15 protein-coding genes are annotated in these 16971 nt (G+C 69.0%); 7 read left to right on the top strand and 8 right to left on the bottom strand.

What is annotated here, in order from left to right; all coding sequences use genetic code 11:
* Positions 1 to 20: 20 nt before the first annotated feature.
* A complete protein-coding gene (locus ABZY44_RS11060) occupies positions 21 to 1406 on the bottom strand; it encodes a serine hydrolase domain-containing protein (RefSeq protein WP_356652234.1) in 1386 nt (461 codons plus the stop codon).
* 10 nt (positions 1407 to 1416) lie between these two features.
* On the bottom strand, positions 1417 to 2892 hold the full coding sequence (gene dnaB, locus ABZY44_RS11055; RefSeq protein WP_356652232.1) for a replicative DNA helicase: 1476 nt from the start codon (positions 2890 to 2892) through the stop codon (positions 1417 to 1419).
* A 440-nt stretch (positions 2893 to 3332) separates the two neighbouring features.
* Between dnaB and ABZY44_RS11050 the strand changes: the two genes are divergently transcribed.
* A complete protein-coding gene (locus ABZY44_RS11050) occupies positions 3333 to 4670 on the top strand; it encodes an MATE family efflux transporter (RefSeq protein WP_356652230.1) in 1338 nt (445 codons plus the stop codon).
* A 107-nt stretch (positions 4671 to 4777) separates the two neighbouring features.
* Here the strand turns inward: ABZY44_RS11050 and rplI are convergent, their stop codons facing one another.
* The 4 genes from rplI to rpsF form a co-directional block, all read right to left on the bottom strand.
* The gene (rplI, locus tag ABZY44_RS11045) at positions 4778 to 5224 is read right to left on the bottom strand and encodes a 50S ribosomal protein L9 (protein ID WP_356652229.1); all 447 of its coding nucleotides are present in this window, start codon (positions 5222 to 5224) and stop codon (positions 4778 to 4780) included.
* A gap of 18 nt (positions 5225 to 5242) precedes the next feature.
* Positions 5243 to 5479, bottom strand: a complete 237-nt coding sequence (rpsR, locus tag ABZY44_RS11040; protein WP_003956534.1) for a 30S ribosomal protein S18 — start codon at positions 5477 to 5479, stop codon at positions 5243 to 5245.
* A gap of 43 nt (positions 5480 to 5522) precedes the next feature.
* Positions 5523 to 6128 (bottom strand): single-stranded DNA-binding protein, encoded by a 606-nt coding sequence (locus ABZY44_RS11035; protein ID WP_356652228.1) that lies wholly within the window; start codon positions 6126 to 6128, stop codon positions 5523 to 5525.
* A 72-nt stretch (positions 6129 to 6200) separates the two neighbouring features.
* A complete protein-coding gene (rpsF, locus tag ABZY44_RS11030) occupies positions 6201 to 6491 on the bottom strand; it encodes a 30S ribosomal protein S6 (protein WP_004950685.1) in 291 nt (96 codons plus the stop codon).
* A 252-nt stretch (positions 6492 to 6743) separates the two neighbouring features.
* Here rpsF and ABZY44_RS11025 point away from each other — a divergent pair, with 252 nt between their 5' ends.
* From ABZY44_RS11025 to ABZY44_RS11015, 3 genes are all read left to right on the top strand, one after another.
* Positions 6744 to 7064, top strand: coding sequence for a hypothetical protein (locus tag ABZY44_RS11025; RefSeq protein WP_356652226.1), 321 nt, complete (start codon positions 6744 to 6746; stop codon positions 7062 to 7064).
* 130 nt (positions 7065 to 7194) lie between these two features.
* Positions 7195 to 8313, top strand: coding sequence for a peptidoglycan bridge formation glycyltransferase FemA/FemB family protein (locus tag ABZY44_RS11020; RefSeq protein WP_356652224.1), 1119 nt, complete (start codon positions 7195 to 7197; stop codon positions 8311 to 8313).
* Between the two features lie 71 nt (positions 8314 to 8384).
* A complete protein-coding gene (locus tag ABZY44_RS11015) occupies positions 8385 to 9416 on the top strand; it encodes an alanine racemase (protein WP_356652222.1) in 1032 nt (343 codons plus the stop codon).
* Between the two features lies 1 nt (position 9417).
* Here ABZY44_RS11015 and ABZY44_RS11010 read toward each other — a convergent pair whose 3' ends face one another.
* Together ABZY44_RS11010 and ABZY44_RS11005 are read right to left on the bottom strand one after the other, a co-directional pair.
* Complete coding sequence (locus ABZY44_RS11010; RefSeq protein ID WP_356652220.1) at positions 9418 to 10878, bottom strand: glycosyltransferase 87 family protein; 1461 nt, start codon at positions 10876 to 10878, stop codon at positions 9418 to 9420.
* Positions 10879 to 10968: 90 nt separating this feature from the next.
* The gene (locus ABZY44_RS11005) at positions 10969 to 13515 is read right to left on the bottom strand and encodes a transglycosylase domain-containing protein (RefSeq protein WP_356652218.1); all 2547 of its coding nucleotides are present in this window, start codon (positions 13513 to 13515) and stop codon (positions 10969 to 10971) included.
* A 269-nt stretch (positions 13516 to 13784) separates the two neighbouring features.
* Here ABZY44_RS11005 and ABZY44_RS11000 point away from each other — a divergent pair, with 269 nt between their 5' ends.
* The 3 genes from ABZY44_RS11000 to ABZY44_RS10990 form a co-directional block, all read left to right on the top strand.
* Entirely contained in the window at positions 13785 to 14387 is a 603-nt protein-coding gene (locus ABZY44_RS11000; RefSeq protein ID WP_356652216.1) for a PadR family transcriptional regulator, read from the top strand.
* 49 nt (positions 14388 to 14436) lie between these two features.
* Positions 14437 to 15519: an inositol-3-phosphate synthase gene (locus ABZY44_RS10995; RefSeq protein ID WP_356652214.1), complete on the top strand. Its 1083-nt coding sequence runs from the start codon at positions 14437 to 14439 to the stop codon at positions 15517 to 15519.
* Positions 15520 to 15625: 106 nt separating this feature from the next.
* Positions 15626 to 16971: MFS transporter (locus tag ABZY44_RS10990; protein ID WP_356652212.1), on the top strand; the 1346-nt coding region annotated here is incomplete at its 3' end.

Here is a 16971-nt window from a genome sequence, read left to right as displayed (position 1 = left end):
CCCGGCGCGTGTTCCGTGCACTATCCGATGCCCCGCCAGCCCTGCGGGTCGACACCGCCGGGTACCGGGGCGTTCGGGTCGTAGGGCTCCCGGGTGAAGACGAACGAGGCGAGGTCGATGTGGCTCACCGAACCGTCCGGCCGCCGCACGGCCCGCAGCGACTCTCCCGCGTAGTAGCCGTTCAGTCCGGTCCAGCTGCCGTCGGGCTCCGGCCGGAAACGCGCGGTCCGGCCGCTGCCGCTCACCGGGCCCAGTTCCAGGAACCCGTCGTAGGTCAGCCGTACGGCGTTCGCCGATGTGCCCCAGTACCAGGGGCCGCAGAGCTCGAGCGCCACCGGATCGGCCTCCCTCAGCGGGCGCCACGGCTCGGGCATGCGCGGCTCGGCGTCCGCGACGATGCCCACCAGGTCCGCCGCCACCGTCGAAGCGGGCACCCCCGAGGTGCAGTTGGCCAGCACCACCGCGGCCACGTCGTCCGCCTCGCTCAGCCACAGACCGGCGACGAACCCCGGCAGCGAACCGCTGTGCCCCGCGAGCGGGCGCGAGCCGTCAGCCGTCAGCTGCATCCCGAGCCCGTATCCGAGGCCGGCGGCTCCTGGTTCCGGCGGAGCGGCCGCGGTCCGCATCTCCCGTACGGACTCCGCGCTCAGCACCCGCGCGTCCCCCCGTACGAGGAACGCGGCGAACTTCGCCAGGTCCCCGGTGGTGGACCACAGCTGTCCGGCCGGGGCCATCAGCCCGAGGTCCTCCAGCGGCTCCGGCATCATCACGTCCGCCCACGGGTGGACCGCCCAGCCGCCCGCGTGCGGGGCCACCGGCTGAGCCGTCGTCCGCTCGAGCCCCAGCGGCTCCAGCACCTCGGCCCGGAGCACCTCTTCCCACGGCCTCGCGCGCACGGCTTCCACGAGCGAACCCAGCAGCGTGTAGCCCGGGTTGGAGTAGTGGTGGCGCCGTCCGGGAGCGAAGCGGAACGGCCGCTCGCCCAGCACGTCGGAGAGCCGGGGACGCAGCGTGCCCGCAGTCCGCTCCCACCACTCGCCGGGCGTCTCGGCGGCCAGGCCGCCCGTGTGGGACAGCAACTGGCCCACGGTCACCTCGTCGAGACCCGTGCCGGGGAGGAACTTCTCGACCCGGTCGCCCAGTTCCAGGAGCCCCTCGTCCCGCAGCCGCATCACCAGGACGGCGGTGAACGTCTTGGTGATCGACCCGATCCGGTACTGCACGTCCCCGTCGGGCCCGTGACCCTCGACCATGGTCCGGGACCCCTCCCAGACCACCTCTCCGCCCCGCACCACGGCCGCCACCAGGGAAGGCGCCCGGCCCTCGCGCTGGGCCGCCGCGATCCTGCGGGCGAGCGAGCGGCGGGTCGCGGGCAGGAGTACGAGATCTTCAGATGCGGCATCCATGCGGTGGATGCTACGTGTTGGCCATGTCCACGAACCGTGAGTAATGGCCTTGGAAGGCCACGGTGATGGTCGCCGTCGGACCGTTGCGGTGCTTGGCGACGATCAGGTCGGCCTCACCCGCGCGGGGAGACTCCTTCTCGTACGCGTCCTCGCGGTGCAGCAGGATCACCATGTCGGCGTCCTGCTCGATCGAGCCGGATTCACGCAGGTCGGAGACCATCGGCTTCTTGTCGGTGCGCTGCTCGGGGCCACGGTTCAGCTGGGACAGGGCGATCACCGGGACTTCGAGCTCCTTCGCCAGCAGCTTGAGGTTTCGCGACATGTCCGAGACCTCCTGCTGGCGGCTCTCGGGCCGGCGCGAGCCGCCCGACTGCATCAGCTGGAGGTAGTCGATGACGACGAGCGAGAGGTCGCTGCGCTGCTTGAGCCGGCGGCACTTCGCGCGGATCTCCATCATCGACAGGTTCGGGGAGTCGTCGATGTAGAGGGGGGCCGCGGAGACGTCCGGCATCCGCCGGGCGAGCCGGGTCCAGTCGTCGTCCGTCATGGTGCCCGAACGCATGTGGTGCAGCGCCACGCGGGCCTCCGCCGAGAGAAGGCGCATCGCGATCTCGTTGCGCCCCATTTCGAGGGAGAAGATGACGCTGGGCAGGTTGGCCTTGATGGAGCAGGCGCGGGCGAAGTCCAGCGCGAGGGTGGACTTACCCATGGCGGGGCGCGCCGCGATGACGATCATCTGGCCCGGGTGCAGGCCGTTGGTCAACGAGTCCAGGTCCGTGAAGCCGGTCGGGACGCCCGACATCTGGCCGCTGCGCGATCCGATCGCCTCGATCTCGTCGAGGGCGCCTTCCATGATGTCGCCGAGCGGCAGGTAGTCCTCGGAGGTCCGCTGCTCGGTGACCGCGTAGATCTCGGCCTGGGCACTGTTGACGATCTCGTCGACGTCTCCGTCGGCGGCATAGCCCATTTGCGTGATCTTCGTACCGGCGGCGACCAGCCGGCGGAGAACGGCCCGCTCGTGGACGATCTCCGCGTAGTACTCCGCGTTCGCCGCGGTCGGGACCGACTGCACCAGCGTGTGCAGGTACGGGGCCCCGCCCACCTTGCTGATCTCACCGCGCCGGGTCAGCTCGGCGCTGACCGTGATCGGGTCGGCGGGCTCGCCCTTGGCGTACAGGTCGAGGATGGCCTGGTAGATCGTCTCGTGCGACGGCCGGTAGAAGTCCTGGCCCTTGAGCACCTCGACCACGTCGGCGATGGCGTCCTTGGACAGCAGCATGCCGCCCAGGACGGACTGCTCGGCGTCGAGGTCCTGGGGCGGGACCCGCTCGAACCCGCCCCCGCCGCCGTCCCAGGAGCCGCCCTCCCGGCCTCGGTCCTGCTCTGCGTCCCCGCGGCCGCGGCCGTCGCTGTTACGGCGCGAGCGGGCGGGCAGACGGTCACCCGGACCGCTGTCGGCCCAAGGGTCGTCCGTGGGCTCGGGCATGCTCACCGGGCCACCTCCTCCCGTCCGCAGAGCGGACCTCGCCGTGCCACTCTTTCTACGACACGGCTCTGACATTTGGGGCACCCGGATCCGCTGTCGGCGAGTCGGGCAACGAACCACGGTAGAGCCGCGAGCGACGTCAGCCAATCTTGTTATCCACAGGCTGTGTGGATGAGGTGTGGATGACGGCGCCAATGCTGTGGGTAACTCCCCGGAAGCTGTGCACGGACCGGGGGACGACGCTGTGGACAAAATCACCCCACCCACCCTTCCACCCCATCTGACCTGCAATTTCCTCCCTCCCGAGCCCGTGGACGGAAAAAACTTCGCCACTGTCTCAAGATCGCCTCCAATGAGGTGGGACGAACGCGCGAATCGACCTGTCGGTAAGGGCTCACATGCTCTTGTGTCTATTACCTGTGGAAGATTAGATTGTGCGCATGAGACAGGCCCCCACAGCACCGACGGCTGCCCCGAGACGGCACGACCGCGAGATCTTCGCTCTCGCCGTCCCCGCGTTCGGCGCTCTCGTCGCCGAGCCCCTCTTCGTCATGGCGGACAGCGCCATCGTGGGGCACCTCGGCACCCCCCAGCTGGCCGGTCTCGGCATCGCCGCCGCCCTGCTCACCACCGCCGTGAGCGTCTTCGTCTTCCTCGCCTACGCCACCACCGCGGCCGTGGCCCGCCGTGTCGGCGCCGGCGACCTCCAAGCCGCCATCCGGCAGGGCATGGACGGCATCTGGCTGGCTCTGCTGCTCGGTGCGGCCGTCATCGCCGCGGTACTGCCCGCCGCACCCACGATGATCTCCCTCCTCGGAGCCTCGGACGCCGTCGCGCCCTATGCGGTCACCTACCTGCGGATCTCGGCCCTCGGCATCCCCGCCATGCTCGTGGTGCTCGCCGCCACCGGGGTCGTCCGCGGACTTCAGGACACCCGGACACCTCTTTACGTCGCGATCGGCGGCTTCGCCCTCAACGCCGCCCTGAACGTCGCGCTCGTCTACGGAGCCGGCCTCGGTATCGCCGGGTCGGCCTGGGGCACGGTGATCGCACAGTGCGCGATGGCCGCCGCCTACCTGGTCGTGGTCGTCCGGGGCGCCCGTCGGCACGGGGCCTCCCTCGGCCCCGACGCCGCGGGGATCCGGGCTTGCGCCCAGGCCGGTGCTCCCCTGCTCGTCCGTACCCTGTCCCTGCGTGCCGTCCTGCTGATCGCGACGGCCGTGGCCGCCCGCCTCGGCGACGCCGACATCGCCGCCCACCAGATCCTGCTCTCCCTGTGGACCCTGCTCGCCTTCGCCCTCGACGCCATCGCGATCGCCGGACAGGCCATCATCGGGCGCTACCTCGGCGCGAGCGACACCGAGGGGGCCAAGGCCGCCTGCCGCCGCATGGTGCAGTGGGGGGTCGTCTGCGGCATCGTCCTGGGCATCCTGGTGATCGCGGCCCGCCCGGTGTTCATTCCGCTCTTCACCAGCGACCCGGCGGTGGAGAGCGCCATGCTCCCCGCCCTGCTCGTGGTGGCCCTCTCCCAGCCCGTCTCGGGCATCGTCTTCGTCCTCGACGGCGTCCTGATGGGCGCCGGGGACGGCCGCTACCTGGCCTGGGCCATGCTGCTGACCCTCGCCGTGTTCACCCCTGCGGCGCTGCTCGTACCGGCCGCGGGCGGCGGTCTGACGGCCCTCTGGTGTGCCATGACGCTGATGATGCTGGTCCGGATGGTCACGCTCCAGCGGCGCGCCCGTTCGGGCCGGTGGCTGATCGCGGGGGCGAGCCGCTAGACGATGTTTCACGTGAAACCGAGATGCCGTCCGCGGTGTTTCACGTGAAACACCGCGGAACGACGAAGGGCCGCACCCCGAGGGGTGCGGCCCTTCATGCGCAGCCCTTAGGCGGCGACGACCTCGATGCCCACGTTCGCGGCCACGTCGGCGTGCAGACGCACGGAGACCTGGTACGAACCGAGGGTCTTGATCGGGGTGCCCAGCTCCACGCGGCGCTTGTCGACCTTCGGGCCACCGGACGCCTCGATCGCCGTGGCGATGTCGGAGGGCGTGACGGAACCGAAGAGGCGACCGGCGTCACCCGCGCGGGTGGCCAGACGGACCTTGACGGCCTCGAGCTTGGCCTTGAACTCGTTGGCCTGCTCGATGGTCGCGATCTCGTGGATCTTGCGGGCGCGGCGGATCTGCGCCACGTCCTTCTCGCCACCCTTGGTCCAGCGGATCGCGAAACCACGCGGGACCAGGTAGTTGCGAGCGTAACCGTCCTTGACGTCGACGACATCGCCGGCGGTGCCGAGGCCAGAGACCTCGTGGGTCAGGATGATCTTCATTATTCGGTCACCCTTTCCTTATCGCGCGGTGGACGTGTAGGGCAGCAGTGCCATCTCACGGCTGTTCTTGACTGCCGTGGCGACGTCACGCTGGTGCTGCGTGCAGTTGCCGGTGACGCGGCGGGCACGGATCTTGCCGCGGTCGGAAATGAACTTCCGCAGCATGTTCGTGTCCTTGTAGTCCACGTACACGGTCTTGTCCTTGCAGAACGCGCAGACCTTCTTCTTAGGCTTGCGCACAGGCGGCTTCGCCATGGTGTCTCTCCTGTGAAATCAAGAAGTGGGGGTTCGAGCTGCCCTAGAAGGGAGGCTCGTCCGAGTAGCCGCCGCCGGATCCGCCGGTGTTGCCGGAGCTTCCGCCCCAGCCACCGCCGCCACCCTGCTGCTGCTGGCCGCCGGCCGGCGCGCTGGACGCCCACGGGTCGTCGGAGGGAGCTCCGCCGCCCTGGGGACCGCCGCCGCTGGGGGCTCCGCCCCAGTTGCCACCGCCGCCACCCTGCTGCTGACCGCCGCCGCCGTATCCACCCTGACCACCGCGACCGGTGGTCTTGGCGACCTTGGCCGTGGCGTTCTTCAGGCTGGGGCCGACTTCCTCGACGTCCAGCTCGTAGACCGTGCGCTTGACACCCTCACGGTCCTCGTAGGACCGCTGCTTCAGCCGGCCCTGCACGATGACGCGCATGCCTCGCTGGAGCGACTCGGCGACGTTCTCCGCCGCCTGTCGCCAGACCGAGCAGGTCAGGAACAGGCTCTCGCCGTCCTTCCACTCATTGGTCTGCTTGTCGAAAGTGCGGGGAGTGGACGCGACACGGAACTTCGCGACCGCCGCACCCGAGGGGGTGAAGCGCAGCTCGGGGTCGTCGACGAGATTGCCGACGACCGTGATGACGGTCTCGCCTGCCATGGATGAACCTCTCGGCGGGGATTGCTGCTGGGCTGCTGTGCTACTCGGTCCCGATTACCGCTGAACCGAAGTTCAGTGGGTCTCGGGGCGAAGGACCTTGGTCCGGAGAACCGACTCGTTCAGGTTCATCTGTCGGTCAAGCTCCTTGACGACCGCAGGCTCGGCCTGGAGGTCGATGACCGAGTAGATGCCCTCGGGCTTCTTCTTGATCTCGTAAGCGAGACGACGACGGCCCCAGGTGTCGACCTTCTCGACCTTTCCGTTGCCCTCACGGACGACAGAAAGGAAGTTCTCGATCAGCGGGGAGACAGCGCGCTCCTCGAGATCGGGGTCGAGGATGACCATCACTTCGTAGTGACGCATGTGGAACCCACCTCCTTTGGACTCAGCGGCCACGGTCGTTCCGTGGCAGGAGGGTCGTGATGCGTACGCACGGCATCCGCAAGCAGACACCGCGCAGACCGTACAGACTACCTGGTCGACTCCTTCCGGTTGAAATCCGGCACCAGGAGGCCACAATCTGTAGGCATCGGGTGTGCTCGGTGCTATGCCCACGACCCCCTGTCGCGGGCGGCCCCGGAGCACCGCTCTGCTGCAGCCAGGAGGTGCCTTCCCATGGCACAGGCAATGCGACGACAGTCCGTTCCGGCGATCTCGCTCTTCGCGACCGACGGCAAGCCCCACCCGCTCCAGGACACCCTGGTCGCGGCCACCCTGATCCTCGGCACCGTGGCGTTCGTCACGGGCTTCTTCGACAATCTGCACCTGCTCAGCTCGTGGACCGGGCTGATCGGGATCCTGACCGGCGCCTACGGACAGTTCATCTCGAGTACGACACGCGAGCGCTTCGCGCTGATCCTCGGCCTCGGCGCCTCGGGCTTCGGCTTCTACCTCGGCATGGCGCACGGCGGACTCTTCGGCGGCTGGCTGGGCTGACCGGGTACCTCCGCGACGGGCGCCGGCCCCCCAACCGGCCCAGGCCCGGCCTGTCCCCCAGATGGGTGGCGCCCTTGTCGCAGTAGGCTTCGCGCCATAGCCAGCGAAGCCGCCGGAGGAGACGCCCCGCATGAGCCTGTCCCTGAGGACCATCAGCCGAGAGCAGCATCTGGGGTACCTCCAGAGCCTGGCCTCGGCTAGCCACTGCCAGGTCCCGGCGTGGGCCGACGTGAAGAACGAGTGGCGTTCCGAGAACCTCGGCTGGTTCGACGACTCCGGTGAACTCGTCGGCGCCGCCCTCGTGTTGTACCGCCAGCTGCCCAAGGTGAAGCGCTACCTCGCCTACCTCCCCGAGGGCCCGGTCATCAACTGGTACGCACCCAATCTCGAAGAGTGGCTCCAGCCGATGCTGGCGCACCTCAAGCACCAGGGCGCCTTCACCGTGAAGATGGGGCCGCCCGTCGTCATCCGCCGCTGGAACTCCACGGCCATCAAGGCCGGAATCCAGAACCCCGAGGTCAAGCGCCTGCGTGACGTGGAGGCTTCGCACATCGAGCCCCGCGCCTTCGAGGTCTCCGACAAGCTGCGGCGCATGGGCTGGCAGCAGGCCGAGGACGGCGGCGCCGGCTTCGGCGACGTCCAGCCCCGCTACGTCTTCCAGGTGCCGCTGGCCAACCGCTCGCTGGACGACGTCCTCAAGGGCTTCAACCAGCTGTGGCGCCGCAACATCAAGAAGGCCGAGAAGGCCGGCGTGGAGGTCGTCCAGGGCGGCTACGAGGACCTCGAGACCTGGCAGCACCTCTACGAGATCACGGCCGAGCGCGACAAGTTCCGCCCGCGCCCGCTCAGCTACTTCCAGCGCCAGTGGACGGCCCTCAACTCCGAGGACCCCAACCGCATGCGGCTGTACATCGCCAAGCACGAGGGGGAGCCGCTGGCCGCGGCCACGATGCTCACCGTCGGCCAGCACGTCTGGTACTCCTACGGCGCCTCCGCCAACCACAAGCGCGAGGTCCGGCCCTCGAACGCGATGCAGTGGCGCATGCTGCGCGACTCCTACGCCCTCGGCGCAAGCGTCTACGACCTGCGCGGTATCAGTGACACCCTGGACGAGAACGACCACCTGTTCGGTCTGATCCAGTTCAAGGTCGGCACGGGTGGCGAGGCCGTCGAGTACGTCGGCGAGTGGGACTTCCCGCTCAACAAGCTGCTGCACAAGGCGCTCGACATCTACATGTCCCGCCGCTGATCCACCCCGCCCCACCACACAGACGGCACCGCTGCACCACGCAGCTTTTTCGAGAGAGGCTCCGGACGGGCATGGCGCTCACGCTCTACGTCGACACCGCGCGCTGGCGTGCGCACCAGAAGCAGGTCCAGGACCAGTTCCCGGGGATGATCCCGGTCTGCAAGGGCAACGGTTACGGCTTCGGCCACGAGCGGCTCTGCGAGGAGGCGACCCGGCTGGGCGCCGACGTCCTGGCCGTCGGCACGACGTACGAGGCCGCCAGCATCAAGGACTGGTTCGGCGGGGACCTGCTCGTCCTCACCCCGTTCCGCCGCGGTGAGGAGCCGGTGCCGCTGCCGGACCGGGTCATCCGCTCCGTGTCCTCGCTGGACGGGGTGCGCGGGCTGGTCGGTGCCCGCGTGGTCATCGAGTGCATGAGCTCGATGCGCCGCCACGGCATCTCCGAGCAGGACCTCGGCCAGCTGCACTCGGCGATCGAGGACGTCCGGCTGGAGGGCTTCGCCCTGCACCTGCCCCTGGACCGCCCGGACGGCTCGGACGCCGTCGAGGAGGTCATCGGCTGGATGGACCGGCTGCGCGCGGCCCGGCTGCCGCTCCACACCATGTTCGTCAGCCACCTCAGGTCCGCGGAGCTGACCCGGCTGCAGCAGCAGTTCCCGCAGACCCGCTTCCGGGCCCGCATCGGCACCCGGCTGTGGCTGGGCGACCACGACGCGACCGAGTACCGCGGCGCGGTCCTCGACGTCACCCGCGTCGCCAAGGGCGACCGGTTCGGCTACCGCCAGCAGAAGGCCGCTTCCGACGGGTGGCTCGTCGTGGTCGCAGGCGGCACCTCGCACGGCGTGGGCCTCGAGGCTCCCAAGGCCCTGCACGGGGTGATGCCGCGCGCCAAGGGCGTCGCCCGGGCCGGACTGGCCACCGTCAACCGGAACCTGTCGCCGTTCGTGTGGGCCGGCAAGCAGCGCTGGTTCGCCGAGCCGCCGCACATGCAGGTGTCCATCCTGTTCGTGCCCGCGGACTCGCCCGAGCCGAAGGTGGGCGACGAGCTGGTCGCGCACCTGCGCCACACCACCACGCAGTTCGACCGGGTGCTCGACGCCTGAGTCAGTCCCTGGGGCCCGCGCCCCAGTCGACCCGCTGTCCTTCCGAAGGCGCCGCGTACTGCGGCGCCTTCGCCGTCGGGGACAGCGTGAACACGTCCTCGGCGCCGTCCAGGACGCCGCCGGAGGGGTCGTCCGAACCGTCGCGCCGCACCACGTCGCGGTCGGGCATCAGGATGTCGCGCACCACGACGGCACACAGGTAGAGCGTGCACAGGAGGTGGGCGGCGATGGCCAGCTGGTACCCCTCCAGGGGCAGACCCTGGTGCTTCTCCCCGCTCGTCGTGTACGCCAGGTAGAACCAGATGCCCAGGAAGTAGACGACCTCGCCGGCCTGCCAGATCAGGAAGTCCCGCCAGCGCGGCCGGGCCAGCGCGGCGAGCGGGATCAGCCACAGCACGTACTGGGGCGAGTAGACCTTGTTGACCAGGATGAAGGCGGCGACGAGCAGGAACGCCAGCTGGGCGAAGCGGGGGCGGCGGGGCGCGGTCAGCGTGAGCAGGCCGATCCCCGCGCACAGCAGCAGCGTCAGGCCCGTCGCATAGGTGTTGGCGCCTTCCAGCGGGTTCCCGGAGCGCTGGGAGATCAGCAGCCACACGGAGCCGAAGTCGATGGGCCGCTCCTGGCTGAAGGTGTAGAACTTCTGCCAGCCCTCCCACGCGAAGAGCATCACGGGCAGGTTCACCAGGAGCCAGGAGGCCGCGGCGCCGCCGGCCGCCGCACCGAACGCACGCCACTTCCCGGCCCGCCAGCAGAGCACGAACACGGCCCCGAGCAGGAGCACCGGGTAGAGCTTGGCGGCGGTGGCCAGGCCGATCAGGACGCCGAAGGACAGCGCCCGTCCCCGTGACCACATGAGCATCGCGGCAGCGGTCAGGGCGATGGCCAGCAGGTCCCAGTTGATGGTCGCGGTCAGCGCGAAGGCGGGCGCGAGGGCGAAGAGCAGGGCGTCCCACGGCCTCCGGCGGTGGGTACGGGCGACACACACGGCGATCACCGCGGCGCAGACCATCAGCATGCCCGCGTTGACCATCCAGTACATCTGCTCCCGGTGCTGCATGGAGCCGCTGCCCGGGGTCAGCCAGGAGGCGATTTCCATGAAGAGCCCGGTGAGCACCGGGTACTCCAGGAACTGCATGTCCCCGGGGAGCCGGTCGAAGTACGGGACGAGCCCGTCGGCGAAGCCTCGGACGACGTAGAGGTGCGGGATGTCCGAGTAGCAGGCGTGGGTGTACTGGGATCCCGCGCCGCGGAACCACGCCCAGTCGTAGCAGGGCAGCTTCTGCACCATGCCGAGCGCGAACATCCCCAGGGCCACGAGCACCACGACGCGCACGGGAGTCAGCCAGTGGCCGCCCAGCCGGGCGTAGCGGCCCAGCGGCCCGCCGATGAGTTCGCTCCCCGCGGCAGCGATCTCGTCCTGCTGGGTGGGCAGTACGGGGCTTTCCTCGTGCACCTTCGTCATGCGCACATCCTGCCGTACCGCGCCGGACATGGGGGAGGGCCGCCGCACCAGGTGCGACGGCCCTCTCCGGCGTTGCCTCGGGGCAGCCGGTCAGCCTCCGGTGGATCCCCCTATGGGGAAGCCGCCGCCTCCCCCGTTCGTCGTACCGCCCGGCCTGCCCGTCGGTTTGGTGGGCGAGGGTGAACCGGTCCCACTGGGAGTCGGGTCCGGGTCGCAGATCTCCCACGGCCGGCAGGACGGCTTGCCGCCCTTGCTCGGCGTCGGCGACGGCTCCGCGGGCGGGGTCATCGAGGGGGTCGGCGACGGGGAGGGCGTCGGGGACGGGGAGGGGGACGGGCTGGGGGAGGGGGCACCCGAGGAGTCCGCGGTGACCCCGATCTCCTCGGGCTCCGGGAAGTCCTTCTCCGGGACGCCGTTCAGAGCCGCCTTCATGTACTCGGTCCAGATCTGGGCCGGGATGTCACCACCGTGGATGGAGTCGACTCCACCCACGTGGTTCATGGAGATCAGTTCCTTCTTCTCCGCGTTGGGGTCCGATCGGAACAGCGCCACCGAGGTGGAGAGCTCGGGGGTGTAGCCGACGAACCAGGCCGACTTGTTCTTGTCGGTGGTACCGGTCTTGCCGGCGGCCGGGCGGCCCAGCTTCTTCGCCTTGGTACCGGTGCCGTTCTCGATGACGTTGCGCAGCACCTTGGTGATGTTGTCGGCGATGGAGTTGTCCATGGCCTGCTGCGCCTTGGGCGCCTCGAAGCCCGGCAGGTCCTTGCCGTCCTTCTGGACGCTGCGCACCGAGAAGGGCTCCCGGTGGGTTCCGGAGGCGGCGAAGGTGGCGTACGAGTCGGCCATCCGGATGGCGCTGGGGGTCGAGGTGCCCAGTGCGAACGAGGCGTTGTCACCGGGGTCCATCGACTCGTCGAGGATGCCGGTGGCCTTGGCCACGTCCCGGACCTTGCTGTGCCCGACGTCGAAGATGAGCTGGGCGAACGGGACGTTGATGGACTTCTCCATCGCCTCGTTCAGGGTCACGTAGCCGTAGGCCGTCGAGCTCTCGTTCTTCTGCTTGAACGGCTTGCCGGGGCTCTCGTACAGCGGCTTGCCCTGACGGTTGTTGATCACCGTGAGGTCGTTGGCCATGTACTTGCTGTCGGCCGAGATGCCCTGGCCCTTGGAGTTCTGGGTGCCGTACTGCATGGCAGCCGCCAGCACGTAGGGCTTCCAGGTCGAGCCGACCGGTACACCCGTGGTGTTGGCGTTGTTGTTGAAGTACTTCTTGTCCATGCCCGGACCGCCGTACAGGGCCACCAGCGCGCCGGTCTTCACGTCGACGGAGGCCGCGCCGAACTGCACGAAGGTGTCGTACTCGGGCCGCTTCTTCTCGTCGATGAACCCGTCCCGGGTGTCCTCGACCGCCTTGACCAGCGCGTCCACCTTCGGCTTCTCGAAGGTGGTGCGGATCTGGTAGCCGCCCTTGGCCAGGTCGTCGGCCGTGATGCCCTTGGTCTTCGACACGTACAGCTTGGCCGTGTCGACCAGGTAGCCGATCTGCCCGGACATGCCGCGGGCCTGCGCGGATTCGACGAGCTTGGGGAACTCCTTGTACTGGTCCCGCTCGGACTGCTGCATCCGGCCCACCGCGACCTCGCGGTCCAGCACCCAGGCCCAGCGCTGGTGGGCCCGCTCGGAGTTCAGCTGGGGCGTGGCGGAGGTACCGATGCCGCCGTCCGGGTTGTAGAGGTTGGGGCCCTTGAGCACCGCGGCCAGGAAGGCGCCCTCGGAGGGGGTCAGCTCCGTGCAGTCCTTGTTGAAGTAGGCGCGGGAGGCCGCCTGGATCCCGTACGCGTCGCGCCCGTAGTAGGCCGTGTTCAGGTAGCCGGCCAGGATGGTGGCCTTCTCCTCGGTCACACCGAGCTTTATCGAGATGAAGAGCTCGGTGACCTTGCGCTTGAGCGTCTGGTCGGAGTCCAGGTACGTGTTCTTCACGTACTGCTGGGTGATCGTCGAGCCGCCCTGGGTGGATCCGCCCTTGGCCATGTTCCACACGGCCCGGCCGATGCCCATGGGGTCGACGCCCTTGTCCGACTCGAAGGACTCGTTCTCCGCGGCGATCACGGCGTTCTGCATCGACCGGGGGATCTTCCCGATGGGCACGATCTGGCGGTTCATGGAACCGCCGGTCGCGACCATCTGGGTGTCGTCGGCCCAGTAGAAGACGTTGTTCTGCGCCTCGGCGGCCTTGTTCGCGTCGGGGGTGTTCACCGAGGCGATGCCGATGCCGGCACCCGCGGTGATGATCGCGAAGAAGCCCAGGGCGGTGCCGCCGACCAGCTTCCAGGAGGGGACGAAGCGCTTCCAGCCGTCCTTGTCCGAGCGCGGATAGTTGATCACGCGCTTGTCCGGGCGGCCCGTGCCGCGGCCGGCCTTGCCCGCGCCCCGGCCCGAAGTCCCGCGGCCGGCGGTTCTGCGGGCGTCGGCACGGCTGCCGTGGCCCGGCTCGTCCGGATACGGCCCACTGGGTGACGCGGTGGGGACGTCACGCCCGGACCCGGCGCCCCGGGCGGGGCGCTGCTGGGCAGCCTTGCGGGCCGCGGCGCGGCCGCCGCCCTGCGGCTGCTGCTGTTTGCGGCGGTGCTCGCTCATCGAACGACTACTCCTCGGGCAGGCGAGTGGCCTGGAAGCGGCAGTTGAGGTCCCCCCGGTGTCATGGCGCACAGACTACGCAGGACCAAAAGCTCACCAGTGCCGAAGTTCATCCCAAAACAGGCAACTTGCCCCCTGTGAATTGACGATGTGACGCCGGTCACCGCGTTGCGACTTGTAGCCGGGGGCCGCCCGTTCTATCGTCTGGATGTATCGAGCCGATACATCAGCTCGACATAAACACTCCGAGGCGGAGGAAGGGCAGGCGGATGAGCAGGCGCTCAGGCATCCTCGAGTTCGCCGTCCTGGGCCTGCTTCGCGAATCCCCCATGCACGGCTATGAGCTGCGCAAGCGGCTCAACACCTCGCTGGGGGTGTTCAGGGCGTTCAGCTACGGGACGCTCTACCCCTGCCTCAAGACGCTCGTCACCAACGGCTGGTTGATCGAAGAACCGGGCAATGCCCCGGAAGACGCTCTCGCCGCTTCACTCGCAGGGCGCCGCGCCAAGATCGTCTACCGGTTGACGGCCGCAGGCAAGGAGCACTTCGAAGAGCTCCTCTCCCACACGGGCCCCGATGCCTGGGAGGACGAGTCTTTCGCCGCACGCTTCGCTTTCTTCGGCCAGACCGAACGAGAAGTGCGCATGCGGGTACTGGAAGGCCGTCGAAGCCGGCTTGAGGAGCGCCTGGAGAAGATGAGCGCCTCGCTCGCCCGCACCCGCGAGCGGCTCGACGACTACACGCTCGAGCTGCAACGCCACGGCATGGAATCCGTGGAGCGCGAAGTGCGCTGGCTGAACGAGCTCATCGAGAGTGAGCGGGCGGGACGGGATCAGAGACGACCCGGTCCGCCCGACGAAACTGCAAAGTGAGGCCTGCACCTCGCAGGCCTCGTCCGAGAACAAACAGGGAGCAACCGGAATGGGTTCGGTTCGCGTAGCCATCGTCGGCGTAGGCAACTGCGCCGCCTCGCTGGTGCAGGGCGTCGAGTACTACAAGGACGCCGACCCGGCGGCCAAGGTCCCCGGTCTGATGCACGTCCAGTTCGGCGACTACCACGTGCGTGACATCGAGTTCGTCGCCGCGTTCGACGTCGACGCGAAGAAGGTCGGCCTCGACCTTTCGGACGCCATCGGCGCCAGCGAGAACAACACCATCAAGATCTGCGACGTCCCGAACGCGGGCGTGACCGTTCAGCGCGGCCACACCCTGGACGGCCTGGGCAAGTACTACCGCATGACCATCGAGGAGTCGGACGAGGCCCCGGTCGACGTCGTCCAGGTCCTCAAGGACCGTCAGGTCGACGTTCTGATCTGCTACCTCCCGGTCGGTTCCGAGGACGCGGCGAAGTTCTACGCCCAGTGCGCCATCGACGCCAAGGTCGCCTTCGTCAACGCCCTCCCGGTCTTCATCGCCGGCACCAAGGAGTGGGCCGACAAGTTCACCGAGGCCGGTGTCCCGATCGTCGGCGACGACATCAAGTCCCAGGTCGGCGCCACCATCACGCACCGCGTGATGGCTCGCCTGTTCGAGGACCGCGGTGTCCGTCTTGAGCGCACCATGCAGCTCAACGTCGGCGGCAACATGGACTTCAAGAACATGCTCGAGCGTGACCGCCTCGAGTCGAAGAAGATCTCCAAGACGCAGGCCGTCACCTCGCAGATCCCCGACCGCGAGCTCGGCGACAAGAACGTCCACATCGGCCCGTCGGACTACGTCCAGTGGCTCGACGACCGCAAGTGGGCCTACGTCCGCCTCGAGGGCCGCGCGTTCGGTGACGTCCCCCTGAACCTCGAGTACAAGCTCGAGGTGTGGGACTCCCCGAACTCCGCCGGTGTCATCATCGACGCGCTGCGCGCCGCGAAGATCGCCAAGGACCGCGGTATCGGCGGCCCGATCCTGTCGGCGTCGAGCTACTTCATGAAGTCCCCGCCGGTGCAGTACTTCGACGACGAGGCCCAGGCCAACGTCGAGAAGTTCATCAAGGGCGAGACCGAGCGCTAGTCACGCTCCAGGGGTCCTCGACGACACCTGGACTTCGACTGCACTTCGACGGAGGGTCCCCGGGCAATGTGCCCGGGGACCCTCCGCGTATGTGACCCTTGCCCACATGGCTGTCGTACGTGATCTGCGCGTACTCCTGCGTCTGCGGGACTTCCGCAACCTGCTCGCCGTGCGGCTGCTCTCCCAGGCGGCTGACGGTGTGTACCAGGTCTCACTGGCCACTTACGTCGTCTTCGCCCCGGAGAAGCAGGCCTCGCCCGCGGCGATCGCCTCGGCCATGGCCGTGCTCCTGCTGCCCTATTCGGTGATCGGGCCCTTCGCCGGAGTGCTGCTGGACCGCTGGCCCCGCCGTCAGGTCTTCCTCTACGGCAACCTGTTGAGGGCCTTCCTCGCCTGTGTCACCGGCATGCTGATCGTCGCGCACGTCCCCGACTGGCTCTTCTACGCCTCGGCCCTTTCCGTGACCGCGGTGAACCGCTTCGTCCTGGCCGGGCTCGCCGCCTCCCTGCCGCACGTCGTCGACTCCGGCCGGCTGGTCACGGCGAACGCGCTCTCGCCGACCGCCGGGACCCTCGCGGCCGTCGCCGGCGGGGGCCTCGCCTTCCTCGTCCGAGTCCTGGCCGCCGACTCCGACGCCCTGGTCGTCCTACTCGGCGCCGGGCTCTACCTCTGCGCGGCCCTGGTCTCCCTGTCCCTCGCCGTGGGCCTCCTGGGACCCGACCACCCTCCCGGCCGGATCGACCCGACGCTCCGCGAGGGAGTCCTCCTCGCCGTGCGCGGCATGGCGGACGGCCTGCGGCACCTGTCGTCCCGCCGCGAGGCGGCCCAGGCGCTCACCGCCATGACCCTGATGCGGTTCTGCTACGGGGCCCTGTTCGTCACGCTGCTCATGCTCTGCCGCTACGCCTGGTCGGACAACGAGTCCGACGGGCTGGCCCTGCTGGGCGTCACCGTCGGCGTCTCCGGTGCGGGGTTCTTCGCGGCAGCCCTCGTCACTCCCTGGCTCGTCGGCCGGCTGGGCACCCGGGGCTGGATGACCGCGTGCGCCGCCGGATCCGCGCTCCTGGTCCCGGCGCTCGGACTGTTCTTCACCCCCGGTCCGATGCTGGCCGCCGCCTTCGTCCTGGGCCTGGCCACCCAGGGCGCCAAGATCTCCACCGACACCGTCGTGCAGTCCCAGGTGGACGACGCCTTCCGCGGGCGGGTCTTCTCCGTCTACGACGTGCTCTTCAACGCCGCCTTCGTCGGCGCCGCGGCGGTGGCCGCGCTCGTGCTGCCGCTCGACGGACGCTCCGTCCCGCTGGTCCTCGGCGTGGCCGTGCTCTACGCCTTGATCGCGGGCTTCCTCATGCGTCAGGGGCGGCACGATGAGGATGGCCATAGGGAACATCTGCGTGATGAGCAGGGTCCACATCAGCGGCTTCATTCCGGGGAACTTGAAGCGGCTGACGG

The organism is Streptomyces sp. NPDC006544, assembly GCF_040611715.1.
In the GTDB taxonomy this organism is placed as follows: domain Bacteria; phylum Actinomycetota; class Actinomycetes; order Streptomycetales; family Streptomycetaceae; genus Streptomyces.
The sequence above is the reverse complement of the archived record's forward strand: the minus strand, read 5'-3'. Positions and strand labels throughout refer to the sequence as shown.